20 protein-coding genes, 1 tRNA gene and 1 other RNA gene are annotated in these 25579 nt (G+C 65.7%); 7 read left to right on the top strand and 15 right to left on the bottom strand.

Translation table 11 applies throughout. The features are described from left to right. Positions 1-3: 3 nt before the first annotated feature. Complete coding sequence (locus tag ASF06_RS15830; RefSeq protein WP_055929012.1) at positions 4-432, bottom strand: RDD family protein; 429 nt, start codon at positions 430-432, stop codon at positions 4-6. Between the two features lie 155 nt (positions 433-587). On the opposite strand from ASF06_RS15830, the gene glnA reads away from it, so the two are divergent. Beyond that, positions 588-2012 (top strand): type I glutamate--ammonia ligase, encoded by a 1425-nt coding sequence (glnA, locus tag ASF06_RS15825; protein WP_055929015.1) that lies wholly within the window; start codon positions 588-590, stop codon positions 2010-2012. 89 nt (positions 2013-2101) lie between these two features. Here glnA and ASF06_RS15820 read toward each other — a convergent pair whose 3' ends face one another. The 3 genes from ASF06_RS15820 to ASF06_RS15810 form a co-directional block, all read right to left on the bottom strand. After that, complete coding sequence (locus ASF06_RS15820; RefSeq protein WP_055949247.1) at positions 2102-5092, bottom strand: bifunctional [glutamine synthetase] adenylyltransferase/[glutamine synthetase]-adenylyl-L-tyrosine phosphorylase; 2991 nt, start codon at positions 5090-5092, stop codon at positions 2102-2104. A gap of 55 nt (positions 5093-5147) precedes the next feature. Continuing rightward, positions 5148-6485, bottom strand: a complete 1338-nt coding sequence (locus ASF06_RS15815) for a glutamine synthetase family protein (protein WP_055929022.1) — start codon at positions 6483-6485, stop codon at positions 5148-5150. 72 nt (positions 6486-6557) lie between these two features. Further along, on the bottom strand, positions 6558-8501 hold the full coding sequence (locus ASF06_RS15810; RefSeq protein ID WP_055949244.1) for an alpha/beta fold hydrolase: 1944 nt from the start codon (positions 8499-8501) through the stop codon (positions 6558-6560). A 106-nt stretch (positions 8502-8607) separates the two neighbouring features. Between ASF06_RS15810 and panB the strand changes: the two genes are divergently transcribed. Continuing rightward, on the top strand, positions 8608-9441 hold the full coding sequence (panB, locus tag ASF06_RS15805; RefSeq protein WP_055929028.1) for a 3-methyl-2-oxobutanoate hydroxymethyltransferase: 834 nt from the start codon (positions 8608-8610) through the stop codon (positions 9439-9441). Position 9442: 1 nt separating this feature from the next. Here panB and ASF06_RS15800 read toward each other — a convergent pair whose 3' ends face one another. After that, entirely contained in the window at positions 9443-9631 is a 189-nt protein-coding gene (locus ASF06_RS15800; RefSeq protein WP_055929032.1) for a hypothetical protein, read from the bottom strand. Positions 9632-9798: 167 nt separating this feature from the next. Between ASF06_RS15800 and ppgK the strand changes: the two genes are divergently transcribed. After that, positions 9799-10617: a polyphosphate--glucose phosphotransferase gene (ppgK, locus tag ASF06_RS15795; RefSeq protein ID WP_055949242.1), complete on the top strand. Its 819-nt coding sequence runs from the start codon at positions 9799-9801 to the stop codon at positions 10615-10617. Positions 10618-10649: 32 nt separating this feature from the next. On the opposite strand, the gene rnpB is transcribed toward ppgK, so the two are convergent. From rnpB to ASF06_RS15785, 3 genes are all read right to left on the bottom strand, one after another. After that, an RNA gene (rnpB, locus tag ASF06_RS16845) (RNase P RNA component class A) lies at positions 10650-11034 on the bottom strand. 36 nt (positions 11035-11070) lie between these two features. Continuing rightward, positions 11071-11805 (bottom strand): zinc ribbon domain-containing protein, encoded by a 735-nt coding sequence (locus tag ASF06_RS15790; RefSeq protein ID WP_055949239.1) that lies wholly within the window; start codon positions 11803-11805, stop codon positions 11071-11073. 55 nt (positions 11806-11860) lie between these two features. Then, positions 11861-12679 carry a Nif3-like dinuclear metal center hexameric protein gene (locus tag ASF06_RS15785; protein ID WP_157439237.1) on the bottom strand — a complete coding sequence of 273 codons (819 nt, stop codon included), beginning with the start codon at positions 12677-12679 and terminating at the stop codon, positions 11861-11863. A 141-nt stretch (positions 12680-12820) separates the two neighbouring features. On the opposite strand from ASF06_RS15785, the gene ASF06_RS15780 reads away from it, so the two are divergent. From ASF06_RS15780 to ASF06_RS15765, 4 genes are all read left to right on the top strand, one after another. After that, positions 12821-13351, top strand: coding sequence for a hypothetical protein (locus tag ASF06_RS15780; RefSeq protein WP_055949236.1), 531 nt, complete (start codon positions 12821-12823; stop codon positions 13349-13351). Positions 13352-13449: 98 nt separating this feature from the next. Beyond that, on the top strand, positions 13450-14040 hold the full coding sequence (locus ASF06_RS15775; protein ID WP_055949235.1) for an RNA polymerase sigma factor: 591 nt from the start codon (positions 13450-13452) through the stop codon (positions 14038-14040). Further along, positions 14037-14813, top strand: coding sequence for a hypothetical protein (locus ASF06_RS15770; RefSeq protein ID WP_055949232.1), 777 nt, complete (start codon positions 14037-14039; stop codon positions 14811-14813). Before ASF06_RS15775 ends, ASF06_RS15770 begins: the two co-directional genes overlap by 4 nt. Beyond that, a complete protein-coding gene (locus tag ASF06_RS15765) occupies positions 14806-15288 on the top strand; it encodes a hypothetical protein (protein ID WP_157439236.1) in 483 nt (160 codons plus the stop codon). The genes ASF06_RS15770 and ASF06_RS15765 overlap by 8 nt, the downstream gene beginning before the upstream one ends. Positions 15289-15350: 62 nt before the next feature. On the opposite strand, the gene ASF06_RS15760 is transcribed toward ASF06_RS15765, so the two are convergent. The 7 genes from ASF06_RS15760 to ASF06_RS15730 form a co-directional block, all read right to left on the bottom strand. Continuing rightward, positions 15351-17813, bottom strand: a complete 2463-nt coding sequence (locus ASF06_RS15760) for a GDSL-type esterase/lipase family protein (RefSeq protein WP_157439235.1) — start codon at positions 17811-17813, stop codon at positions 15351-15353. After that, positions 17810-18847 (bottom strand): PASTA domain-containing protein, encoded by a 1038-nt coding sequence (locus tag ASF06_RS15755; RefSeq protein ID WP_082501006.1) that lies wholly within the window; start codon positions 18845-18847, stop codon positions 17810-17812. The genes ASF06_RS15760 and ASF06_RS15755 overlap by 4 nt, the downstream gene beginning before the upstream one ends. Before the next feature lie 12 nt (positions 18848-18859). Beyond that, a complete protein-coding gene (locus tag ASF06_RS15750) occupies positions 18860-20989 on the bottom strand; it encodes a toll/interleukin-1 receptor domain-containing protein (protein ID WP_055949220.1) in 2130 nt (709 codons plus the stop codon). Beyond that, entirely contained in the window at positions 20971-23097 is a 2127-nt protein-coding gene (locus ASF06_RS15745; protein ID WP_157439234.1) for a hypothetical protein, read from the bottom strand. The genes ASF06_RS15750 and ASF06_RS15745 overlap by 19 nt, the downstream gene beginning before the upstream one ends. Positions 23098-23486: 389 nt before the next feature. Further along, positions 23487-23559, bottom strand: a tRNA-Val gene (locus ASF06_RS15740). A 94-nt stretch (positions 23560-23653) separates the two neighbouring features. After that, positions 23654-24907 (bottom strand): alpha-amylase family glycosyl hydrolase, encoded by a 1254-nt coding sequence (locus tag ASF06_RS15735; RefSeq protein WP_055949212.1) that lies wholly within the window; start codon positions 24905-24907, stop codon positions 23654-23656. 8 nt (positions 24908-24915) lie between these two features. Then, the gene (locus tag ASF06_RS15730; RefSeq protein ID WP_055929058.1) at positions 24916-25389 is read right to left on the bottom strand and encodes a peroxiredoxin; all 474 of its coding nucleotides are present in this window, start codon (positions 25387-25389) and stop codon (positions 24916-24918) included. Positions 25390-25579: the final 190 nt, after the last annotated feature.

Genomic DNA, 25579 nt, shown 5'->3' with positions numbered 1-25579 from the left:
GACTCAGCGGCGCATGACGAGAACCGTGCCGGCGAAGACGTCGTGCAGTCCTCGCTGATCCGAGTCCCAGATCAGGGCGGGGATGAGAAGCAGCAGCAGCGCCGTGCGCAGAATCGGACGCCATACCCCCGCGTAGCTTCCGTCGACCTTGACGATGCGTATGCCGAGAATGAAGTGTCCCAGCCCGCTGCCCAGCGTCGTGAGTAGAACGATCTGCTCGACGGCGAAGATGACCAGGCTCGCCCAGTCGTTGCCGAAGAAGAAGGCGAAGTAGACGACGTAGCAGGCGGCGAAGTCGATGAGGATCGCCACGAGTCGTCGACCGCTTCGAGCGACCGACCCGACGCCGGTTCTCGGAAAGCCCATCCGCTCCCCCGGCCAGTTGCTGGGGGGCGCGCCGTTGGGCGATGACGAGACGGTCGAGTTGGGCACCAGACGAGTTTACGACCGTCGCCTCGGGCGCATTGAGGGCAAGCCGTAACATGCTCGAAACATTTGTGTCACTGCTGGGTAATGGCTTCCCCGTAGGCTCGGGACGGCTGCGTTCGCAGCTGTTCCTCTGTACCAAGCCATTTGGAGTCTCTCACATGTTCAGTGATTCTTCCGAGGTGCTCAAGTTCATCAAGGACACGGACGTAAAGTTCCTTGATATTCGGTTCACCGACCTTCCCGGTGTCCAGCAGCACATCACCATCCCCGCCTCCACGGTAGACGAGTCGTTCTTCACCGTCGGGCAGATGTTCGACGGATCGTCGATCCGCGGTTTCGCCTCGATCCACGAGTCGGACATGCAGATCATCCCCGACGTCTCGACGGCCTACATCGACCCGTTCCGCGTCAACCGCACGCTGATCATGATCTTCGACATCTACAACCCGCGCAACGGTGAGATCTACCACCGCGACCCGCGCCAGGTGGCCAAGAAGGCCGAGAAGTACCTCGCGTCGACCGGCATCGCCGACACCGCGTTCTTCGCTCCCGAGGCCGAGTTCTACATCTTCGACGACGTCAAGTACGAGGTGAACCAGCACTCCAGCTCCTACTCGGTCGACTCCGACGAGGCGGCCTGGAACTCCGGCCGTACGGAAGAAGGCGGAAACCTCGCCAACAAGACCCCCTACAAGGGCGGCTACTTCCCCGTCAGCCCGGTCGACAAGCACGCCGACCTGCGCGATGACATCGTGCTCGAACTGATGGCTGCCGGTCTCGAGGTCGAGCGCGGTCACCACGAGGTCGGCACTGCGGGCCAGGGCGAGATCAATTACAAGTTCGACACCATGGTCCACGCGGCCGACGACATCCTGAAGTTCAAGTACATCGTCAAGAACGTGGCCGAGCGCTGGGGCAAGACGGCGACGTTCATGCCCAAGCCGCTCTTCGGAGACAACGGCTCCGGCATGCACACGCACCAGTCCCTCTGGAACGACGGCGCGCCGCTGTTCTATGACGAGGCCGGCTACGGCGGACTGAGCGACATCGCTCGCTGGTACATCGGTGGAATCCTGGCTCACGCCCCCGCCGTTTACGCGTTCACGAACCCGTCGGTCAACAGCTACCACCGCCTCGTCCCCGGCTTCGAAGCCCCGGTCAACCTGGTCTACTCGGCCGGAAACCGCTCGGCGTCGATCCGTATCCCGATCACGGGCACGAACCCGAAGGCCAAGCGCATCGAGTTCCGCACGCCGGATGCCTCGGGCAACCCGTACCTGGCGTTCGCGGCCCAGCTCATGGCTGGTCTCGACGGAATCGTCAACCGCATCGAGCCCCACGAGCCCGTCGACAAGGACCTGTACGAGCTGCCGCCCGAAGAGGCCAAGCTCATCCCGCAGGGCCCCGCGTCGCTCGGTGAGGCACTCGACGCACTCGAAGCCGACCACGAGTTCCTGCTCCAGGGCAATGTGTTCACGATCGACCTGATCGAGAACTGGATCAGCTACAAGCGCGAGAACGAGATCAAGCCGCTCCAGCAGCGTCCGCACCCGTTCGAGTTCGAGCTGTACTACGGCGTCTAAGCGCTGAGCTCATACAGACAGGGCCGCATCCTCCTCGGAGGGTGCGGCCCTGTCTTTTTTCTACGGCCCTGTCTGTTGTCTGCGTCGCGTCAGGAGCCGTAGAAGAGTCTCTCGAAGACGGCCCGTGCTCGGCGGGTGACCCCTAGATAGTCCTCCTCCAGCATGGTCGCCGATCCCGGCGGGTACTCCAGCAGCCGGGCGATGCCCTCGAGCGCCTTGCGATCGCTCGGAAGCACGTCGGAGCTCTTGTTCGCCCACAGGGTCACGGCCGAACGGGCCCGCGACGCGAAGACCCAGGCCGCACGAAGAACGGATGCGTCGGTGCTGCTCACGAGGTCGGCCGCGACGGCCGCATCCAGAGCCTCGAGCGTCGACGTCGTGCGCAGGCTGGGCACCCTGCTCCCCCACTGCAGCTGGGTCAGCTGAACGAGCCACTCGACATCGCTGAGGCTGCCTCGACCCAGCTTGAGGTGCCTGAGCGGATCGGTTCCCTGGGGCAGGCGTTCGTTCTCGACCCGGGCCTTGATCCTCTTGACCTCGCGCACCTCTTTCTCGGCGATGTCGGCGGGGAAACGCACCGTATCGGCGAGCTGCTCGAAGTCCCTGACGAGCGCCTCGTCACCGGTGAGCCCACGCGCCCGGAGCAGCGCCTGCGCCTCCCAGGTGAGAGACCAGCGGGCGTAGTACGCCCTGTACGACTCGAGGGAGCGCACGATCGCGCCGTTCTTGCCCTCGGGCCGCAGATCGATGTCGATGTCGAGGGGAAGTCGGTTGTCTTCGGTGAGGCGCTTGATCTCGGTGACGATGGCCCGAGCGGCGGAGGCGGCCACCTCGTTCTCGACCGACACGGGGCGGTAGACGTACATCACGTCGGTGTCGGACCCGAATCCGACCTCGCGACCGCCCAACCTGCCCATGCCGATGATGGCGAACTCGATGCCGTCTCCGCCCTGCGCCGCGGAGGATTGCCGCACCACGGAGACGATGCCCGTCAGCAGCACTGTCGTGACGTCGGCCAGTCCGTGGGCGAGCTCGTCGACCGTGATGATTCCGAGGATGGAGGAGATGGCGAGCCGCAGCACCTCGCGACGGCGAGCGGCCCGCAGGGCGCTGGCCGCGGCATCCGGTGTCTCGTGACGCGAGATGATCGCGCGCATCTCTTCGTCGAGCAGCGCGTACGGCCGGGGTCGGAGCTCCTCTTCGTTCTCCAGCCAGGCGGCCGCCTCCGGAATGCCCTGGAGCAGCTGCCCGACGTAGCGTGAGGCGGACAGAACGTGGGTGAGCCGCGCTGCTGCTCCCGACGAGTCGCGCAGCATTCGCAGGAACCAGTACGTGTCGCCGAGGGAGTCGCTGAGGCGCCGGAACGCGAGCAACCCGTAGTCGGGGTCGGCTCCGTCGGCGAACCACTGGAGCATGACCGGGAGCAGATGCCGCTGGATGCTGGCCTTGCGGGACACGCCCGAGGTCATCGCCTCGATGTGCTTCAGGGCGCCCCGGGGGTCGAGGAAGCCGATGGCCGCGAGCCGTGCTTCGGCCTGCTGGCTGGTGAGCGCCACGTCGTCGGCGGAGAGCCCGGCGACTGCCGCGAGGAGCGGGCGGTAGAACAGGCGCACGTGGAGGTTGCGGACGCGGTGCTTGATGCCGTTCCAGCGTTCGATGAGCTGCGCGGCGGAGGGCTCGAGGTCGGTGGCCCTGGCGAGCACGCGCTGGCCCAGCTCGTCGCGCGGCATCAGATGGGTGCGTTTCAGGAAGCGCAACTGCAGTCGGTGCTCGAGAAGCCGCAGAATCCGGTAGTCCTCGGCGAACTCGACCTGTTCTGCGCGGCCGATGTAGCCGCGATCCGCGAGGGCGGTCAGTGCCGCGATGGTGCCCGCCTGGTGGATCTCGTCGTCGTTCTGTCCGTGCACGAGCTGCAGCAGCTGCACGGTGAACTCGATGTCGCGCAGGCCGCCGGGCCCGAGCTTGATCTGGTAGTGCACATCGTCGGCGGGAATGTGCTGGGTCACGCGCTCGCGCATCTTCTGCGCCGACTCGACGAACCCTTCGCGGGAGGCGCTCGACCACACGCGGGGCGCCATCGCCGCGACGTACTGCCGGCCGAGCTCCGCGTCTCCCGCCAACGGTCGCGCCTTGAGGAGGGCCTGGAACTCCCAGCTCTTCGCCCAGCGGTCGTAATACGCGACGTGCGACTCGAGCGAGCGCACGAGCGCCCCGTCCTTGCCCTCGGGACGAAGGTTCGGGTCGACCTCCCACAGGCCCGGTTCCAGGCCCGACTCGTAGATGCCCCTCATGGTCAGCATCGCGAGCCGGGTGGCGATCTCGATCGCTCGCTCCGGCGGCAGCTCGCTGTCGGGCTCGCCCTCGCCGACGAAGATCACGTCGACGTCGCTCACGTAGTTGAGTTCGCGCGCTCCGGCCTTGCCCATGCCGATGATCGCGAGCCGGGTCTGGGACACACTGTCGCGGTCGAAGAACCAGAGTCCGAGGCCCCTCGTCGACAGGGTCGTGCGCGCCACGGAGAGAGACGCCTCGAGAGCTCCGGCGGCCAGGTCGGCGAGCACGGCCGCGATGCGGTCGAGTCCGGCCACGGGGTCGGGCTGCTCGATGTCGTAGGCGGCCACCCGCGCGAGCAGACCGCGATACCGCACCCGCAGGGCGGTCCAGGCCTGTTCTCCGGATGCCGACGCGAACCCGTCGACAGAGCCCACGGACTCCAGAAGTGCCGAGCGGGAGTCGTCTGCCGTGGGGAGCTGCAGGCGTGGATCGACGAGGACGTCGAGTTCCGCCGGATGCCGCGCGAAGAAGTCGCCGAGTCCCTTGGATGCGCCGAGGACCCGGATCAGCCGGAGGCGGTAGCGTTCGTCGGCAAGAATCGGGGCGACATGGTCGGGCGACCGCCGCAGAAGGTGGGCCAGACAGCCGAGCGCCTGATCGGGGTCGGCCGCGGAGGGAATGGCCGCGATGAGGTCGTCGACCTCGAGGCCGGCCAGCGTGGCGACGACGTGCAGTTGCTCGTCGGCCCACTCGAGATCGGCGAAACCCAGACGGGCCAGATAGGTGAGTGATCTCGTCTCGCGCATGGTCCTCCGGCAGGCAGTGCGGCGACCTCGCCGCACTGCCGTGCAGTGACTGGGGTTAGAGCATTTCCAGGTTGCTCTTGAGCTCGAACGGCGTCACCTGGGCGCGGTACGCCTGCCACTCCTGCCGCTTGTTGCGGAGCACGTAGTCGAAGACGTGCTCGCCCAGGGTCTCTGCAACCAGCTCCGAGCCCTCCATGAGGGTGATGGCCCGGTCGAGGCTGGCCGGCAGCGGGTTGTAGCCCAAAGCCCTGCGCTCGGCCTCGCTGAGGCTCCACACGTTGTCTTCTGCCTCCGGCGGCAGCTCGTAGCCCTCCTCGATACCCTTCATACCCGCCGCCAGCAGCAGCGAGTACGCGAGATACGGGTTGGCGGCCGAGTCGATGGCGCGGTACTCGATGCGCGAGCTCTGGCCCTTGTTGGGCTTGTAGAGGGGCACGCGCACGAGAGCGGAGCGGTTGTTGTGGCCCCAGCACACGAAGCTCGGCGCCTCGTCGCCGCCCCAGAGTCGCTTGTAGGAGTTCACGAACTGGTTGGTCACAGCGGTGATCTCGGGCGCGTGGTGCAGCAGCCCGGCGATGAACTGGCGGCCGATCTTCGACAACTGGTACTCTGCACCGGCCTCGTAGAACGCATTGCCGTCGCCCTCGAAGAGCGAGAGGTGGGTGTGCATTCCCGACCCCGGATGTCCGGCGAGGGGCTTGGGCATGAACGTGGCGTAGACGCCCTGTTCGATGGCCACCTCCTTGATGACCGTGCGGAACGTCATGATGTTGTCGGCGGTGGTGAGCGCGTCGGCGTACCGGAGGTCGATCTCGTTCTGGCCCGGGCCCGCCTCGTGGTGGCTGAACTCGACCGAGATGCCCAGGTCTTCGAGCATGCGAACCGAGCGACGACGGAAGTCGTGGGCGGTTCCTCCGGGAACGTTGTCGAAGTAGCCGGCAGAGTCGACGGGCTCGGGGCCGTCGGCGCCGTACTGAGACGACTTGAGGAGGTAGAACTCGATCTCGGGATGAGTGTAGAACGTGAATCCACGGTCGGCGGCCTTCGCGAGAGTGCGCTTCAGAACGTTGCGAGGATCGGCCACCGCGGGCAGCCCGTCGGGCGTCGTGATGTCGCAGAACATGCGGGCGGTCGGGTCGATCTCGCCCCGCCACGGAAGGATCTGGAAGGTGGTGGGGTCGGGATGAGCGAGAACATCGGCCTCGTATGAACGCGTCAGTCCCTCGATGGCCGAGCCGTCGAATCCCAGGCCCTCGGCGAACGCGCCCTCGACCTCGGCCGGCGCGATCGCGACCGACTTCAGCGTGCCGACCACGTCGGTGAACCAGAGGCGGATGAATTTGATGCCGCGTTCCTCAATGGTGCGAAGAACGAAGTCACGCTGCTTATCCATCTATGTGCACTCTCTCTCGAACGGGGTCTTTCAACCAGTTACAGGTTAGTGCACGACCCCTGATCGAATCGGTCAACTCGGAACGAGGACGATCCAGGCGAACCAGGCCAGCATGCCGAGCCACACGAGCACACCGGCGGAGGCGAGGAGCGCTGCTCCCCTGCTGCCGAGCTTCCACACGACGATCAAGGCGAAGAGCCCCACTGCGAGCAGGATGCCGAGGTACGGGAAGTAGGAGGGCACACCCACGAGGGCCAGGGCGGGCTGCGCAGACATCGCGGACTGCATGCCCAGCACGGCGACCGCGCCGAAGACGAGGCCCGTGACGGGCGAGATGCCCGACGCGATGAGGAGGCCGAGTCGCTCGCGTTGGATGCCCCGCACGATGATCGTGATGATCCATCCCACCAGCCAGAGGGCGCAGAAGCCCAGGAAGATGAGGGGAACGAGCAGTTCGAACCAGTTGAGGTCGTCGACGGCTCGAACCACTGATGCGGCACGCGAGGTCTCGTGAAGCGACGAGGCCGTCACGATCGGGGTGATCGCATCGTCGTGGTCGCACACCGCAGTCACATCGTCGCCCGGCTTGTCGAGCCACGCCGCTGCGGTCTTCGCGGCGCACGCACTCGTGTCGACGACCCGGTGTCCCGCTCCGGTGAACGACACGAACTGGCTGCCGGGGATGGATGCCGCGGCCGCCTGCGCCGACGCGGCCGACGAGATCGGATCGTTGGAGCCGGCGAGCACCAGCGTGGGCTGGGTGAAGGAGGGGGCGACCCTCAGCTCCGTTCCTGCCGCAGCGATGCCGGCCTGCGCGCACGCCGCATCGGCCAGCGAATAGGTGACGAGCAGTGGCGGGTCGACCGGCACGACGGGCTCTTCGCCCTCGGCCGGCGCTGCCGCCTCGGGGGCGACGGGGTCGGGCGACCAGTTCGCCTTCTGATCGAGGCAGGTCGAGACGAGGTACTGTCCCCAGTCGACCGAGCCGAGCGCATCCGCGCCCAGCACGACGTAGGGAGCCAGTGCTCCCGAATCGCCGTCCTCCAGCCGGTCGAACAGCAGCGGCAATGTGCTGGTCACGGCGGGGTCGGTGAGCAGCTGCTGCACCAAGCTCACGAAGTCGCTTCCGTCGAGTTCGACGAAACGCTGCTTGCCGGTGAACGGGTTGGTCACCGGTCCTGTGAAGGGATCGTCATCGAAGCCCGCGGCGAGTTCTGCCACGGTCTTCGCGTAGTCGGTGCCCTCGTCGCCGGATCGCGTGGACAGTTCGGTGAGCGAAGCGGTGAGCGCCGCGTATGCCTCCCCCTTGAGGTCTGCCGCCGCGGGGCTCAGGGAGTCGAGGAGCACGGCATCGCTGCCTGCAGCGTCGTACGCGGCCACCGCGGACATCACCTTGGAGGACCAGCCCGAGCCGAAGAGCGTCCACGCGGGAATCTGCAGGGTGTTCCGCAGGTCGATGACGTCGGCCGCGGTCTGGGCGATGGTGTAGCCGTTCGCGTCTCCACCGGACTCCGCGAACTCGGCCAGGCAGTCTCCGAGCTCGAGGCCCACAGCGGTGCCCTCCGCCTTCAGGGAGTCGTCGGTCGAGGTGAACGCGTCGACCCAGGTGCGCGTGACGCCGGGGCAGTCGAGGTTCGGAGTGGACGCCTGTCCCCCGCGCTGTTCGAGCACGACGATGTCGCGGTGGGTTCCGAAGCCGAGATCGCGAGACAGATGCCGCCCCAGCGACTCCGCCGACTCTCCGAGGCCCGGCGCGAGCGCGATCACCGGTGTTCCCGTGGCCGGCTGCACACTGGCGGGTATAACGGCATAGGGGATGTCGATGGTCCGGCTCGCGGGATTGTTCCGGTTCTCCGGCACCGTGAGTACACCGCAGTCGGCGTCGCTTCCTGCGATCTCCGGACATCCGTCGCCCTCGGCCGCGCTGGCGACTCCCGGCGCGCCGAAGGCGAGCGTCATTCCCACCACGAGGGCGACGAGCGGCAGCTGCAGCCGCAGTCGATTGATACCTATCACTTCACATCACCGTCACTATCGAGTCAGCCACACGATACAGTGATCGCCCTTCCCGCCCGGTCGCCGGAGCAGAGTGTCTCGGTATGAGCGTCAGTAGACTGGAACGATGTCAGAGACGCCACCGTCCATGCCCCCCGCTGTGCCGAAGCGCGTGCGTACGCGCCACTTTCAGAATGCGAAGGAGTCGGGAACGCCGATCACGGGCCTGACGAGCTACGACCAGCTCTCCGCCCGCATCTTCGACGAGGCCGGCATCGACTTCCTCCTGGTCGGCGACTCCGCCGGCAACACGGTCTTCGGGTACGACACCACCCTGCCGGTGACCGTCGACGAATTGATCCCCCTGACCCGAGCGGTCGCCTTGGCCGTCAGCCGTGCTTTCGTCGTCGCCGACATGCCGTTCGGCTCCTACGAGAGCGGTCCACTCGAGGCGCTCCACACGGCGGTGCGCTTTATGAAGGAGACGCACGCCCACGCCGTGAAGCTCGAGGGCGGCGTGCGCAGCGTCGAGCAGATCAGACGCATCGTCGGCGCCGGCATCCCGGTGATGGCCCATATCGGCTTCACGCCGCAGAGCGAGCACGGCCTCGGCGGCCACATCATCCAGGGCCGTGGAGCCGGTCTCGACCAGCTGATGGCCGATGCCCTCGCCGTCGAAGAGGCGGGCGCGTTCGCAGTCGTCCTCGAGATGGTTCCGAGCGAGGCCGCCCGCCTGGTCACCGAGAGACTGCGCATTCCGACCATCGGAGTCGGGGCGGGTCCGCATGTCGACGGCCAGCTCCTCGTATGGACCGATTTCGCCGGGTTCACGAGCGGACGCATCCCGAAGTTCGTGAAGCAGTACGCCGACCTTCGCGGGGTGCTGACGGATGCCGTGTCGCAGTTCCGCTCAGACGTCGCCGACCGCAGCTACCCGGGTCCGGAGAACTCCTACGAGTAGCTCAGCGCTGCTCGTCGGCCTCTTCCTCGGCCCATTTCGCACTGTTCGCGCGCAGCTTCTCGAGTGCGTGCGACGCCTCGAGCTCTGTGGCGAACGGGCCGACGCGGTCGACCACCGAGGACTCGTAGCCGTGCTCGACCTTGCCGGTCTTCATGTTGTACCAGTACTGCTTCGAGGCGTCTTCCGACATGTCAACTCCCGGGATATCGCGCCGACCTCCGACGGTCGACGCTTCGGCTACTTCAGATCCTAGGCCCACAGGCGACGGCGGCGCGGGCGGCGCGACTGCCCTAGGCTCGGTAGGAAACGCACAGGCGCGCCGGACGCGTCGACGGTGATAGTTCGAGGAGACCGATCATGAGCACCCCTTCCGCATCCAACGTGGCCATCGGCATCGATATCGGCGGCACGGGAATCAAGGGGGCGATCGTCGACCTCGACTCGGGTGAGCTGCTCAGCGACCGGGTCAAGCTGTCGACGCCCGATGGGGGCAAGCCCAAAGACATCGTCGGAACTGTCACGAAGATCCTCGAAAAGCTGACCGACGCCCCGCAGGACGCGCCCATCGGCATCTGCTTCCCCGCCGTCGTGCGCAACGGGCGCACCATGTCGGCCGCCAACGTCTCGAAGAAGTGGATCGGCCTCGAAGCCGAGAAGCTGTTCGAAGACGCGCTGGGTCGCGACATCTTCTTCGTCAACGACGCGGATGCCGCCGGCTACGCGGAGGTGCGGTTCGGCGCGGCCAAAGACCGCTCCGGGCTCATCATGATGACGACGCTCGGCACGGGCATCGGCACGGCGATCATCTACAACGGAGTGCTCGTGCCCAACGCCGAGCTCGGTCACCTGCAGATCGACGGGGGCGACTACGAGCTGAAGGCGGCGTACTCGGCGAAGGAGCGCGAGGACCTGTCGTGGTCGAAGTGGGCGGAGCGCCTGCAGAAGTACTACACGGAGCTCGAGAAGCTGCTCTCGCCCGACCTCTTCATCGTGGGCGGCGGTGTCTCGAAGAGCTATCAGGAGTTCCTGCCCCTGCTCGACCTCACGACGGAGATCGTGCCGGCCGTGCTGCGCAATAACGCGGGCATCCTCGGATCCGCGGCACTCGCATCCCAGCCCCGGGTCGTCGCCGGCGCCGACGGCTCGCCCGACGGCCACCCCGCAGCCGCCCTGTAGGGCGGCGCGGGCGGCAAAGCCCGCCGAGGGAGTGAATGGGCCGGCCGTACGCCGGGTTCTGTCCGGATCCGCGATACCGCGAATCCGTGACGGCCATCTATCTCGGGACTACGTTGCCGCAGCCCTCCAGCGGTCTACCCGGGAACTCGACGAGCCGTCTCGAACGTTCCCTGTCTGACCTTGCTCCGGACGAGGTTTACCAAGCAGACCAGGTCACCCTGGCCCCTGGTGGTCTCTTACACCACCGTTTCACCCTTACCGCAAGGCATCAGCCTGCGGCGGTCTGTTCTCTGTGGCACTGTCTCGCGGGTTGCCCCGGGTGGGTGTTACCCACCGTCCTGCTCTGTGGAGCCCGGACGTTCCTCGGCAGCCGAGCATCCGAAGATGCGTGACTGACGCGACCGTCTCACCGACCCATTCGAGTCGAAGTCTACGGCAGAACTGCAGCGCCGATCACAGGCCGGACTCCTCCGTGCGGATGAGGATGCAGCTGCTGTCGGGGTCGAGCACGACATCGTCGGGAGCCGCCGCCCGGATGACGGCCAGGTCTGATTCGTGGAGTTTGACGTGGCTGCCGCCGGAGACTCCCCGCGTGAGCAACGCGGCGCCGATGCCGTATCTCGACCGCTGCTTGTCGTAGAGAGCGACGAGCTCGGCGCTGATCGACGACGCGATACGGTTTCGTCGCTCCGTGACGAGCGCGATCTCCGCGTTGATCTGTTCGAGCTTGTCGTCGCGGTCGGCCACGAGCTCCTTCTCCGTCACCAGGAGCTCGTCGAGGCGAGCGGACGCGGCCTGGAATCGAGCGTCGATCTCCTCCTGCCGCTCCATGACGGTGAGCTCGATGTCTTCGAGGTCGGACTGCCGCTTGAGGAGCGAGGCGAGTTCGTGCTCGAGGCCCTGGATGTCCTTCGGCGACGAACTGATCGCGAGCCGTTCCCGGTCTCGGGCGATGCGTGCCGCCACGACCTCGACATCGGATTCCACCCGGCCGATCTCGACCTTCGTGTCTTCGAGTTCGCCGCGGATGGACGCGGAGAGAGCTCGGGAGCGTGCGACGTCTTTGGCGAGCTCGGCGAGTGCCAGCGACTGGGGCAGCGTCTTCACGGTGTGCGCGAGCTGGTCGAGTCGGGTGTCTGCGGCCTGCAGATCGAGCAGTGCGAGCTGCTCGGCGATCGGTGCCTTCATGGGTGCCTTCCTGGGCAAACGGTGTTCATCGCCGTGCAACGGCGAGATCTGGGGGTCATTGGGTGACGACGAAGTCCCACGGATCGGTGCGGAGTTCGCTGACGGTGATCGTGGCCTGCGGCAGCTCCGCGCGCAGAGAGGCCGCGGCGGACTCGAGCCAGAGCCACTCGCTGGCCCAGTGCGACACGTCGATCAGCGCAGGACCGGTCGACAGTATCGACTGCTGCCTCGACTCCGACGCGGGATGGTGGCGCAGATCGCTCGTGATGTACACGTCGGCGGAGGTGACAGCGGGATCGGCCAGCAGGGAATCGCCGGCGCCCGCGCACAGGGCCACGCGAGAGATCCGCTGGTCGTAATCGCCCGACACCCGGATGCCCGTGGCAGTTGCCGGGAGGATCTCGCCGAGGGCGAGCGCGAGTCGACCGAGAGTCGTCGGCTCGGCCAGGTCTCCCACGCGGCCGAGGCCGGTTCCGGGGCGTTCGCCGGCGACGATGGGCGTCGACTTCACGAGTGCGAGACGCTTCGCGATCACCGACGAGGTGCCATCGTCGACGATGTCGGCATTCGTATGGGCGGCGACGAGGGCGCACCCGCCGCGGATGAGGTCGGTGAGCAGGGCGCCCTTGTACCGATCCGTCGAGATGGACGTGACTCCCCTGAGCAGCAGCGGGTGGTGAACGAAGAGAACGTCCGCCCCGAGTTCGAGCGCTTCTGCGACCGTCTCGGCCACGGCATCCACGGCGAGGTGAATGCGCATGGCTGAAGCCGTCGCGTCGCCCGTGGTCAGTCCCGGACGATCCCAGTCCTCGGCGAACCGCGTCGGCCAGAGTCGTTCGACGGCGGCCTCGAGATCCTGGAGCGTGTGCATCACGTGCCCAGCCTACCGGCGCGGTGCCAGTACGATCCTCTGAGTCCGACGCCGCCGGCGACTCCCTCCCGCTGTGTCGCAACGACCGGATGTCGGCGGCTCTCGCTATCGTCGATTCCCGGGATCGACCACGGGAGAACACACATGACGAACGACGCGCAGGCAGTCGACGCCCTGATGCGCTGGGCGGCCGAGAACGCTGCCCACCTCGCCTGGCAGCGAACGGGCGAGCAGTCGATCGAGTTCGACGTCGTCGCGCCCTACTCCGTTCGGCTCTCCGCCGTGTCGGGAGTCTGGCGCCTCGAGACGGTGTCGGGCAGTGGCGCGCGATCGTCGTCGCTGGGCGAGACCGAGACACCGTTCGGCGCCGTACTGGAATCGCTGCGCGAACGGCTCTACAGCACGGCCACCGACGAGTTCGACGACGCCGATCGATCGGGCGGCCAGGCGCTCGCCCAGGTGCTGCGCACCTCGTCAGACGAGCAGCGCGACCGCACCTGGTGCGCTCGCGCGGCCACGCTGCTCGCCGGACACGCCATCAAAGACGGCTACGGCCTGCAGGCGCGGCTCCGCCTCGAAGAGGCCGCGGCACTCTTCGCGGCCGCGGGCGACGTCGAGTCCGAGAACAGGATGCTGCAGACGCTGGCGACGCTTCCCGAGCTGCTGCGGGCGTGACGCATCTCGGCACGTCAGACCAGGCAGCGCGTTCGGCCGAGTGACTCGTGATCGGTGTCGCGACGTAACGTTTTGGGGCTGTGCGGACACTATGAAGTGTGGACGCAACCAGCATCGATGAAACCGCCCTGTGGCAGCGCGGTCTGTCGGGCGACGGTTCGGCGTTCGGATCGATCTTCGACCTGCACCGGGCTCGCGTGTACCGGCACTCGTACCGCCTGCTGGTCGACGCGAGCGAAGCCGAGGACGCGACGGCGATCGCCTTCCTCGAGTTGTGGCGGTGCCGCTCGTCCGTGCGGATCGTAGATCGTTCGGTGCTGCCATGGCTGCTGGTCACGGCCACCAATTCCGCCCGCAACCTCAACCGGGGCAGGAGCCGGTACCGGGCCCTTCTGGACTCGCTTCCCCACGAGAGCCACCATCGTTCCGCCGAGGACGAGGCTCTGAACGATGTCGTGGCCGACACGCAGCTCGCCGGTGCACTGGCACAGCTCTCGTCGATCGATCTGCAGCTCGTGACGCTGGTCATGATCGAGGGCTACACCGTGTCCTCCGCCGCCCCGATCCTCGGCCTGTCAGCCGGAGCCACCCGCACCCGGTTGCATCGCGCCCGTGTGGCATTGCGCCGGCACCTCGGCCATCCCACCCTCGCCCTCTACCTCCAGTCCTCCCTAGGAGATGCATCATGACCGCCCCGCAGATGAGCGACAGCTTCGCGAAGGCGTTCCGCCAAGCACTCGTCACCCACGTCGACGCTCCGACTCATGACCGCCGCCGACAACGCCGGTGGGTTCTCGGCAGTGCCATCGCAGCCCTCACTCTGCTTGCCAGCACCGCGACGGCCGCCGCAACCGGCGTGCTTGTGCTGCCTGGAGGTACCCAGGTCACACCGGTGAGCTCCTTCGTCACGGGCACCTATGCCGGCACCGAAACCGTGCACCTGGGCCCCGCGCCCGACGACGCGAACGGCATCGTCGTCTCTCTGCACTGCCTCACCCCTGGATACCTCGGCCTTCCCGGAGGAACCGTCGTAAGCTGCGCAGCCGACGACCTTGCCGGAAGCGATGCGCAGCCGGACTTCGTCTACGACGTCATCGCTCTCAGCGATGCGAGCGACGGCGCTCTGATCGTCACCGCACCACCCGAGAGCAACTGGACTGTCTTGGCTGCCTACTCCACGTCGTCGAGTTCGGAGTGGGCCAGGAATGGAAACGGGGAGAGCTATGGTGCGATCAGCGAGATCGGGCCCCCAGATCTCGTCGCCGTGAGGAATGCCGACGGCGCAACCGGCTACATCCGGCGCACCGATCTCGAACGGGCGGTGGGGAGCGTCGTCGCGAACTCGCCCACAGGTCCGACGGACGAGATCACGGGCGCGCCGGCAGACGCCGCCAGCGGCTCCTCACTCCCCCTGTACGACTCGGACGGAACCACTCGGATCGGAGAGTTCACCCATGACTGACCTCGGCGAAAACTGGAGACGACGCGCACCCCGTCTGGCGTCGGCGGCATTAATGCTGCTTCTTGCACTCTTTGCTTCGACGGCCTGCACTTTCACCCCAGCCCCTGCCGTAACGACTGCGGCCGCACCAGTGGCGAGCAACGAGATGCCGCCGCACAGCGAGGGGCCTGCAGATTTCAAGCGCTTCGGCAGGATGCAGCAGCCCATCGTGGAGCTGTCAGAAGATGGAACGACCCTGACCATCAGCAGAGTGGACGGTCACTGCATCACCCAACCGACAGCGTTCAGCTTCGATGGCGAGGGCACCTATGCCGTCACCTTCGACTTCGTCGTGCCCAACCCGGAGGGCGTCTGCGACACCGTCGGCATCGCGTACGCCACCGAATTCGCCCTCGCCTCGGCCCCCGCCGCTCGACCAATCACGGTCGAGTTCACGGGCCCCTTCGGTGACACGGTCACTCTCGTGGCTGAGTGAGAACGAGCACGTGCCTGGTGAAGCCACAACCCTGGAGCCTGAGTATTTTCTCGTGCGAGCGGTCAATTGCCGGCCGCGCGCTGAGGCCTGCGAGTTCGCCACCAGACGCCTCCGAACACGACGGCGACTATCGCAGCGGCGCCCGCCAACGGAAATGCCAGCTCCACCCACGCAGGCGGTTGAGCGAGCACCGAAACAGGAATCCTTTCTTCGCGGAACGCGCCTGAGTCATCGGACCCGGAGATCAGAAGATCGTGCTTCCCCAGCGGCACGGCGAACGGCACCCGCAGCATCGCGCCTATCCTGCCGTGCTCGTCGGCCACGAGTACGCCCAGTACGACAGGTGTCGAGTGCATGGTGACGGTGACCGGAGTTCCCGGAAGATAGCCCGACCCCTGTACGCCCAGCTGCCCGTTTTGCAGCAGGAGACCGTCGATACTCGGTGTCGCGTCGACCCCGACACGGGCAGGGGGCCGTGCACCCCACGGAGCTGCGAACTCCCGGTCGGGCGGCGTGCCGATGAGGTCGGGTTCCGGAGCTTGCTCCTCTACCGACTCGGACCACGTGATGATGGCGCCGGTCTCCGCAGCGTAGCCTTTGGTGTTCGGGTGAAGGCTCTCGGGCTTCCCGATCCCGACCACGCCGTTTATGTATGAATCGGCTCCGTCGCACAGTGTGTGGTTCGGGAGGGTCACATCAGCCGTATCCGGCACGAAGTAGACCTCGTATCCCGCTTGGCGCGCATCGGCCACGGCGGCCTTGATGGCCGCGTTCAGATGAGCGGCCAGCTCATTGGCCACCCGCACTTCACCAGGGCCGAAGATGCCTTTCAGACCCGCCGTGATCTGAACGCTCCCACAGGCCCCGAACTTCGTCGCGTGCGTCATCTGAGGGTAGGCGAGCACGATGACCGGGGCGTAGACCCCCTCGCGTTCCTCTCGATGTTTCGGAGTATTGATGGCACGCCATACGTCTTCGTAGACAGGGGCCAGCCAGGTTCGCATGGAGTCGGCGGAACCGATCCAGGTCTCGACGTCTCGAGGACTGTGATCGCACCCGACATTCATGCCGGGCATGATGCAGTTTCGGATGATCTTTTCGAAGCCTATGTCGTTCCCTCCAAGGGTCATGACGACCGCTCCGGGCGCCTCGGGGAGATGTTCGATCTGTTCCAACTGGGGCGGTGTGCCATCACGGCCTGAATAGTAGAAATCCCAGGCGACCGCGCCGGAACAGGCGAGATTGACGGCATTCCCAGGGCCGAGCTCGGGAATGAGGTACGTTCGGTCGCTTCGGTGGCACTTCGCTGATACGTCGTCCGGGGGCGTCACGTAATCGAACGTGCCTTCACCCGACGAGTACGAATCACCCATCACGACTACAGGGTGCCCTGCGTCTATCGGCGCGCGAAGGATGTCACCAATATGCTCACTGAGGTCGGCGCCCCCGCTGGCCGCTCCTCTGGCACCTATCATTCCGTCCGCAGCGACCCGATCCGCGTTTCTCCCCCAGCCACTGATCGTAAAGGCCCGCCCCTCCTGGGGACTCGCCCCGCTGACGACAGCGTTCGGAGATTCGATACCGGTACTGATGGTCCAGGTCCGTTCAGCGGACGCGCCAGGGCGCAGGTTTCCGACCCGAAGAGACGTCACCAGTCCTGCCGGAGCTCCTCCCGCGAGGCTGAGGTTCAGTTGCACGTCAGTCGCTGCGATGGTTGAACGGTTGGTGACGGTGGCCGTGATGCGCGCGGGTACGCCGGCCAATGGGTTCAGTCGGCCGGATGCCTGCACGCTCAGGCTGGCGCGAGTGAGTTCTCGCAGGGTCGTGTTGAGGTGGTCACCGTCGTCGACATCGATGTACGACCCGCCGGTCGCGCCAGCTACACATGTCAGCTCTGCGCGGCCCTGGTCCGACACCTGGAATCCCACGGTATGGACTGTCAGGTCGAAACCCGTGCCGACAAGCTGCTTCGCAACGTCGCAGGGTCCCTCACCGCAGTTGCTCTCCCCATCGGAGACAAGGACGAGGGTCGCCGCGCTGACCTTTTGTGCCGTGAGTGCTCCGACTGCGCTGAGAAGAGCTGGTCCAGTGGGGGTTCCTCCGTCGGCGGTGAGAGCGTCTACCGTGGCGATCGTCCCGTTCGGATCAGTGATTCTGGAAGGCACGATGGCGAACGACCCGGAACCGCACGCATCCGAACCGCCGGGGTAGGTCCACAAGCCGAACGGCTGGCTCGACGGGATGTTTCTGATTGCATCGTCGACGGCCCTCTTTGCGCCGGTGAGCTTGATCATGCCCGAACCGTCGTCGTCGTTCATCGATCCCGAAAGGTCGAGTACGACGATGACCGGCGCATTGTCCTGCACGGTGTCAGCCGTCGACCCAACCATGACGGGCTCAACGGTTGCCGCTTCCACGGCGACCGGAGCGGTCGAACCGCCATCCAGGGCCGCCCCGGCGGCCGGGCCCGACGAGGTGAGGAATGCTGCCACCAGAATCACGGCGAGGGCCGCATGTCGTTTCACGAGAGCGCCGACAACCGGGCGATGCCATCTTCGGAGCCGAAAAGAACGGCGTCGCCGAGGGCGATGTCGACTCGATTGCCGCCCGTTGGGCTGATTCGCAGGGTGAGTTGGATCGCGCCCGAGCAAGGTATATCGATTGCTGCGGATTGGCCGAAGGCAGCGGACCCTTGACTGACGACGACGCCGTCGAGCAGCACCTCGTACGGGACTGCCGTCCCCGGCGAACCATCGTCGGGGATTCCGACCGTCGCCGTGAACCGGTCCACGCTCCCCGAAACGATCCACGTGGAGTCCGATACGACCGCGGTGTCGCTTCGGCAGATCAAGGCCGTCGCGTAGTCCTTGCCGTCGATCGCAACGTTCGATTCGGATCCGCATCGACCGCCTTTGGAGGACAGCTGTGTGAGGGGAACAGTGGAGCCGGCGGTGGCGACCGTAATGGATGCCGTCTGACCAAGCGGCTCACCCACTGCGGGAGATGACTTCATCACGACTCCCGACGAGAGTTGCGGCGAGTATCCGAACACGATGTCGACGCCGACGCCGTAGCCGGAGAGAGTGTCGATCGCTTCCTCCTGCGTCATCCCGGCCAGATCCGGCATCGTCACGGGAACTGCGAGGCCCAGTCGAACCTCCGTTACGTCAGTTGCGCCGAATGCAGGCGATTGTTCGGCCACTCGCCCTGGCTCGGTGACCGAAGGTGCGTCGTACGTGGTGATCGCAATCGATGCGATCCCTGAATCTGCGAGAACCTGTTCTGCTGTCGCCAGGTCGAGACCCCGTACGTCCGGCATCTGCGACTCCGAGATCGTCACGGGAGACGCGGCCTCTCCTTCAGAAGAATTCTGTTGGGACGCTACGAGCGTCATGTTGGCAATCCACCAGCCTCCAGCGCCCGCCGCCAAAACGAGGGCGGCGACGAGGGCGACGATCCCTCCCGCCAGCCATCCTCGACGACGGCGCGCCGAATCATGCCCCCGTGTCAGCATCGCGTCCGTTCCCGCAACGTCGTTGTTCTCATCGCCCTCCGACATGGACGTCGCCCCTTACCGCTGCTCCTGAGTGGATGTGTAGATGCCCCAGTCGATCGCATTCTGGAGGCGTGCCACGGCGTCATCGACAAGTTCGCCGGCGCGATCCTCGCCCACCGTTGTCGGTAGTGGGAGGATCACGATCTCTCCCCCGAGCCCGGCGACCACCAGACTTGTGCCGTCGTCCGAAAACGACACCGCACGAACTTGGTCAGGCAGCACCTGCGCGAAATAGACCGGGTAGAACCCCGATGTCGTAAACACCCGAACGCGTCCGTCGGAGAGGCCGTACGCCACGAGTGACCCATCGGGACTCGTCGCGGCGTCCGGTGCCGCGTGACCGTCGGCAGCGGGCAATATCAGTCGATTCAACGTGACACCGTCTGTGTCCTCACCCCGCAACTGGATCCTGCTTGCGCACGTGAAGCTGCCCGTCGCGTCGCCGATGGGAAAAAGAGCCGACCCGTCCCGAGCGCCGACGAACTTTCGAAGCGGCGCTGGGCACGTGGTCGTCAACACCCCTCCCGGGGTGAGATCGAGGTCGCTTTGCGACACGAGGCCGGCGTGGCCACCCCAGATGACACGATCGTCGAGGGCCCGAACCCCGTAGGCGAGCTGATCCTGCATCGGCTGCGAATCGATTGCACCAGTACCCAGGTTCACCCGGGTTCTGTTCGTGTTCACTTCACTGCAGGCCAGGTAAGCTGCTTGCTCGTCTGATGTCAGTGACAATGCCAGTGGCGAGCAGTCGGGCATCGGGATGACTCGAGACGAGTCATTCGTTGCGTCGATGACGAGCAGGAACGGCTCCGACGCATCGAAGGCGACAACAACTGTCGATCCCATGGAATCCATTGCGGTCGGCGTGCTGTCACTGCCGTCCTCGAGCACGGTGGTTGTGCCTGAGACAACGTCGGTCTTGCTCACCTCTCCCGGTGCCGACACCGTGTACAGGTAGTGGTCGGCGTAGGCGCCATACCTCACCCCGTCCGTCACGGCGGCCGGCGATGCATCTAAGACTCGCCACGTACCGCTGCCGGTACTTCCACCTACGATCACATCGGAGGCCCCGTCCCACCGCACCGACTCTGTCGTACCGCTGCCCCCGCGCAGTGGAATCGCCTGACCGTTGTCAACCGAGATGACATCGGCTCCGACGCTGGTCGCTACTGCGATCCACCGTGAATCGTTGCTCCAGGCGAGCGCCGACACCGGCGCAGATGCAAGCAGCCGCTTGATCGAGCCCGAGGAATCCGTTACCTCGATCGCAGAGCCGCTGATCGCGGCCCATGAGTTGCCGTCCGGTGATTCAGCGGTCTGGGCACCTCCATCCGTGACAGGAACTGGGTCCCAGGATGACGGCGTGCGCTCAGCCAGGAATGAGAAGAGTTGGTAGTAGTCGGTGTACGAGCCAGTGACGTCGGAGGGCGACCGCTCCAGGCCTGAATAGATGTTCCAGTCGGCGTAGGTGTTCTGCTCAGCGAGGTCGGTGTAGTGAGCGACGTTCTCCGCCACCTGCTCATCCGTCTTGGACGCTACGAGCAGACTGACCCAGATTCCGAGGCCGAGAACCGGGGCTATGAAGCCGAGGGCGAGGCCCAGAATCCAACGCCTGATGGACGCTTGACGCGAGGTCGCGATGAAGACTCGTGCCGTATCGGAGAAATCGACTGGGTGATTCGTGAGGGTCGCCCGCATCAGCCGCAGTGGTTGACCTCGCACAAGCAGTGGCTTCGTCCGGCCCGCAGAGTCCCAGATGGCGGCGGCCGAGTTCGCCTGCAGGGCAACAGCTCTCTGCTCGGGCAGTGCGCGAATTGCCGCGACCACGCGACCAACGATGTCGTCGAGTCGGTCTGAATCGGGCGTCACCCGAACGACGGGAACTCGGCCCTTCTCGGCCAAGTCGACCTCGATGAGGCAGGCCGCCGAAGCCAGCCAATCGGGTGATGCGATCGCGATCATCATCATCGACTCGTCGATGGCGTGCTGGATCTCGGTCATCCACGGCACGGAGGGTGGGATGTCCTCCTGGTCGATCCAGACATCCCAACCGGCCTCCTTCAAACGCCCCACCAGAGCGCGTGCGAAGATCGCGTCTTCACGGGCGTAGGAGATGAAAAAGTCCATCACGATGTCGACCCCCATCGCGATTCGCAATCGCGGAGCGAGAACGATCGCTTGGATGTCTCGCCCAGTTCAGCGATGTCACCTTCGGCGTAGCAGAACCAGACGCGGTCGGCGATGTGCTGCGTGAGAGTCGAGGATCCCCAACAGCCGGAGCAAGACTGGCGATGCCACGTCGTCCCCTTGTCCGTCGTGGCCGAGATAGTTGCGAGGTCCTCGGACCACTCCATCCTCACGACAGCCGCGTGATCCGGTAGTTGCCAGGAGCCCACCGTTGCCATCGTGTAAGCCTGCGACAGATCAACTTCGATCACTCGCCCGTCGACGAAGCCGACGGCGAACGTGGAGCCATCGGGGGTCAACGCGACGGAGGTTGGAACGCTTTCAGCCTGAATGAGAGCACCGGTTCCAAAGAACGAAACATCGTCGATCCAGTCGGGGCGTGTGAAGCCGGGTTCGAGTGAGAAGCCGGCGGCGTCGAGAGCAAAAGACGTACCATCCGCACGATCGAGACGGATGAACCCGTCTACGAGCGATACCTCGCCCACGCGTGCAGTCGACGCGGATGATGTCACAGAGGTCACGGCGGCTCCAGGTTGTTCGGCCGTGGCACCTGGGCGGATGTCGTCGAGGGAGTCGACGGAAGCCGCCGTGCCCTGCAGACAGAGGATTTGATTGCCTGCCGGAGTGCTAGCGAAGCTGGCCGTTCGCGGGAGCGTCTGGCAGATGGCACCGAGGTCGAGCCCGAGACCGACATCACCCGCCCAGGTGCCTCGCGTCCGGTCGGATATGAGCACGACGCCATCGTCCACGAGCTGCAAAGCCACCACGGCACCTGACACGACGATCCCGCTCGAGACCATCGAGCCGTCGGTCGAATACCAGATGCTGCCGTCGGCCACGACGATGAACGAGTGGCCGTCGCTGGACACCGATCCCGCTGTCGCCCCGCTCGGCGCCGGTCCGGCTGGGACGACGGATCCGTCATCGCTCACCAGAGAAAAGGAGCCGTCGCGTTCAGCGAGGGCGACAGCAGAGCCATCCTCGGTCTGCACGATGTCGAGCACAGAGTCCCACGCACCCAGCGAGACGGCGGTAGGAGACTCGGAACTGATGTCATCGATGGAGTAGATGCCTCCCGCAGATTCGACGAGAGCCCGGTCGTTGGCCGGCGCAAGTCGAAGCTGCTGCACGCTGTCGATCCCCGCAACACGTGTGGCGTCCCCTCCTGATGTGGCGACCGTCAGGCTGACGCCATCCGTGGCAAGAACGAGGTCGCCTGCGGCGCTGATGTCACCGGCCAGGATTTCGGGCGCACCGGTCGACGTGCGTGTCCGGGACTCCAGCCCTTCGTCCCAGTGCCAGAGCGATCCGTCGATGGTCAGGGCAGCGGCCGAGCCGTCGGCGAGTAGCTTGCCCTCGACCATTGTTTCGCCCTCAGCACGGAGGAAGCCGGCGGGCCAATGCCGCGAAAGTGCGTCGACGGCTATTCGAAGTCTCCCGTCCGACCCCGGGTACTCGTCGGCGTCGACGAGCGAACCGCCAGCCTTTATGGCTGCGAGGTCGGGTCTGCCGCTGCCCGCCGCGTCGCCGAACGCGAAGGACACGGCATTGTTGCTCGTGCGCAGGCCATTCTGCACAACACTGATGGTGAAAACGAGAGCAGCCACGGCCGCCAGGGCTATCCCGCTGCGATACGACGCCCGCCAGATTCGGCGCCGGCGGAGACGCTCGGCGTGCTGTCTCGAAGCGGCCAAGAACTGGTCCACGCCTTCGACTGTCGTCGTTGCGCCGCGTGTCAGGTCGGCGCGACGGTTCACTTCGCCGAGGTTGTCGATAAGCAGGTCCGGACTTCGACCGGACCCGTGCCACCGCTCGGACAGGGCACGAGTGTCACGCGCGTCACGAAAGCGACTCGCCTCCGTGTTTATGCCGACGAAGAGACGTGCCAGGAACGCCGTGTCACCCTGGCTGTGGATGATCCAGTTCAGTTCACGAATGTAGGCAGGCACGTCGTCGTCGGAAACCTGGCCGACGAGCACGGGTACCAGTCGTTCGTGCCGCAGCAACTCGACCCGTCGGAGCCAGACCGTGTCCTCCAGGGCCCGAGCGGACAGCAGGATCACCACGGCCCTCACATGCCTGTCGGCGGTCGGGACAGGCCCTGACGCGTCGACGCCGAGATGATCGAGACCGTGGATGATCTCATCGGCGATAGCAGCCGTGTCATGCGAATCCACGACGTGCACCAGCGGAGGCGCAGTGGCCTCGGAATCATCCCCCATGTGCTATTCCTACCAGTCGGGCGACAAGGCGTATACATGAATTTTGATCAGTTTCATGTCGCAGAGGCGGGTTCGACGCTGGAGGCGGCACCAAAGGATCCGGCCCAGCCGTTCTGATCGGCCACCGGCGGTACCAAGACGAGCACATTGGCACGGAGGATCGCCAAGAGAATGGGCCGCCGATGATCGGGCCGAATCGGGAATAGTTGACCGGATAGAAATGCTCTCAGGGGTGGGCCCTACCGGGCTCGAACCGATGACATCCACGGTGTAAACGTGGCGCTCTACCAACTGAGCTAAAGGCCCCTGCATCACGAGTGAAGTCGAGATCTCGTGCGGACTACAGATTACACGGCGGCGGGCCCATCCCGGAACTCAGGGCCGGCCCCGAACTCAGGCCCTAGTCGACGAGCGCGTATCCATGGGCCGGAACGTGCGTGCCGCGCAGGGTCATCGCTTCATCGGTCAGGTTGAGCGCAAGCGCCGCGCGTGCGTCGCCCGAGCGAGCCGTCGCCTCGAGCAGCAGTGTTTCGTTCGTCAACTCCTGCACCTCGACGCGAGCATCGTGCAGCCACGCGTGCTGGCGTCGGAAGGCGATCAGGCTCTGGTGCAGGGCGAAGACGTCGTTGAGCTGCCATTCGGGGGCATCGCGGTCAGCATACGGCCTCACCGCGTCGTCTCCCCCGGCCCTGTCCTCTTTCACGCCGGTCAGCCCGCGCTCGTCGCCGTAGTAGATGCTGGGCACGCCGGGCAGGAAGAACAGCAGCGCGTGCGCGAGCAGCGCGTGCCGGCGGTCGGACACGAGAGACGCGATGCGGGTCACATCGTGGTTTCCCACGAAAGTGAGGGGCACGAAATGCTCCACGAACTCCTGGTGGCGTTCCAGCGACCAGGCGAGTTCGAAGAAGTTCTTCTCGTTGAGCGAGTTCCAGATCGCCTTCCACAGCTCGTACTGGGTCACGGAATCCATGCCGGACTCATCGACGATCGAAACGTAGTCCCCGTGGATCACCTCGCCGACGATCCATACGTCGGGATGCGTCGACCGGACGGCGTCGAGGATCGGCCGCCAGGCATCCGGAGCCACCGCGTACGCGGCGTCGAGGCGCCACCCGTCGGCTCCTCTGTCGAGCCAGTGCCGCATGACCCGAGTCACATAGTCGGCGACCGGTGGATGCGCGAGGTCGAGTTCCACGAGATGGCCGTGGCCCTCGAAGACGGCCGGCTTCAGTTCGCCGCCCGGCGGCTGCTCGGCCTCGAGGCGGAACCACGCCGCTTCGGCGGAACCAGGCCCTGCGGCGACGGCCGCCTGCCAGAGGGGATTGCTGCGTGCGACGTGGTTGAACACGCCGTCGAGCAGGACTCGGATGCCGCGTTCGCGACACGCGGCGATGAGCTGATCGAAGTCGGCCTCGTCGCCCAGGCGTGGATCGAGCGAGAGATGGTCGATCGTGTCGTAGCCGTGCGACTCGGAGTCGAAGATCGGCCCGAGGGCGAGTCCGTTAGCACCCAGGTCGACGATGTCGTCGAGCCACGGGAGAACGTCCATGAGGCGGTGCTGAACCGGATCGTGCGGGTTCGAGGTCGTGTCGGCGCCCACGAAGCCCAGCGGGTAGACGTGCCACCAGATGACGTGCTCAGTCCATGCGGGCATGCGTCGGCTCAGACCGCGACCGACCGCATCTCGTCGAGTGCCGCCCGGTATGCCTCGATCGACCGTGCCTCGCCGGGGGCCGTGATGAAGCTCTCGCGGATGATGCCGTCGATGTCGATGAGGAAGGTCGCTCGGTTGGCGAAGCCCTTGCCCTCGAGGAACACTCCATACTCCTTGGCGACAGCGCCATGGGGCCAGAAGTCCGCAAGGAGGGTGAAGTCGTAGCCCTGCACCTCGGCCCATGACCGCAGTGCGGACTTGGAGTCGACCGAGATGCCGAGAAGCTCGACGTCGTTGTCTTTGAAGAGGTTGAGGTTCTCTTCGAGAGCACAGAGCTCACTGGTGCACGTTCCCGAGAATGCCAGGGGGAAGAAGACGAGGGCGACAGCCTTCTTGCCTCGGAACTGGCTCAACCGGATTCGTTCGCCGTACTGGTTGGCGAGATCGAAGTCGGGAGCGCGGGTGTCGTTCTCCAAAGCCATGAGGTACTTGTTTCCTTTCGCGAGCGGGGATGGACGCCTTGTGGGCCCCGACCTGGATGCCCGATCGCTGAACTTCGCCGATCTTACGCCTGATCCACAGGAGTACCAACCGTGGACGCGGCCAGACGGGCAGGAACATTCACTAGGCTGGAGGGTGGCGCGCATCGCTGACCCCCGGACACGAATCCGG

Source organism: Agreia sp. Leaf244 (assembly GCF_001422695.1).
GTDB lineage: Bacteria > Actinomycetota > Actinomycetes > Actinomycetales > Microbacteriaceae > Agreia.
Note: the sequence above shows the minus strand (reverse complement) of the source record. Positions and strands in the feature narration are given on the sequence as shown.

Excerpts from the sequence above, each read along its gene's own strand:
- glnA (WP_055929015.1), top strand. The coding sequence starts at position 588 with ATGTTCAGTGATTCTTCCGAGGTGCTCAAGTTCATCAAGGACACGGAC.
- ASF06_RS15820 (WP_055949247.1), bottom strand. The coding sequence starts at position 5,092 with ATGCGCGAGACGAGATCACTCACCTATCTGGCCCGTCTGGGTTTCGCC.
- ASF06_RS15815 (WP_055929022.1), bottom strand. The coding sequence starts at position 6,485 with ATGGATAAGCAGCGTGACTTCGTTCTTCGCACCATTGAGGAACGCGGC.
- panB (WP_055929028.1), top strand. The coding sequence starts at position 8,608 with ATGTCAGAGACGCCACCGTCCATGCCCCCCGCTGTGCCGAAGCGCGTG.
- ASF06_RS15800 (WP_055929032.1), bottom strand. The coding sequence starts at position 9,631 with ATGTCGGAAGACGCCTCGAAGCAGTACTGGTACAACATGAAGACCGGC.
- ppgK (WP_055949242.1), top strand. The coding sequence starts at position 9,799 with ATGAGCACCCCTTCCGCATCCAACGTGGCCATCGGCATCGATATCGGC.
- ASF06_RS15790 (WP_055949239.1), bottom strand. The coding sequence starts at position 11,805 with ATGAAGGCACCGATCGCCGAGCAGCTCGCACTGCTCGATCTGCAGGCC.
- ASF06_RS15780 (WP_055949236.1), top strand. The coding sequence starts at position 12,821 with ATGACGAACGACGCGCAGGCAGTCGACGCCCTGATGCGCTGGGCGGCC.
- ASF06_RS15770 (WP_055949232.1), top strand. The coding sequence starts at position 14,037 with ATGACCGCCCCGCAGATGAGCGACAGCTTCGCGAAGGCGTTCCGCCAA.
- ASF06_RS15765 (WP_157439236.1), top strand. The coding sequence starts at position 14,806 with ATGACTGACCTCGGCGAAAACTGGAGACGACGCGCACCCCGTCTGGCG.
- ASF06_RS15755 (WP_082501006.1), bottom strand. The coding sequence starts at position 18,847 with ATGTCGGAGGGCGATGAGAACAACGACGTTGCGGGAACGGACGCGATG.
- ASF06_RS15750 (WP_055949220.1), bottom strand. The coding sequence starts at position 20,989 with ATGGGGGTCGACATCGTGATGGACTTTTTCATCTCCTACGCCCGTGAA.
- ASF06_RS15735 (WP_055949212.1), bottom strand. The coding sequence starts at position 24,907 with ATGCCCGCATGGACTGAGCACGTCATCTGGTGGCACGTCTACCCGCTG.
- ASF06_RS15730 (WP_055929058.1), bottom strand. The coding sequence starts at position 25,389 with ATGGCTTTGGAGAACGACACCCGCGCTCCCGACTTCGATCTCGCCAAC.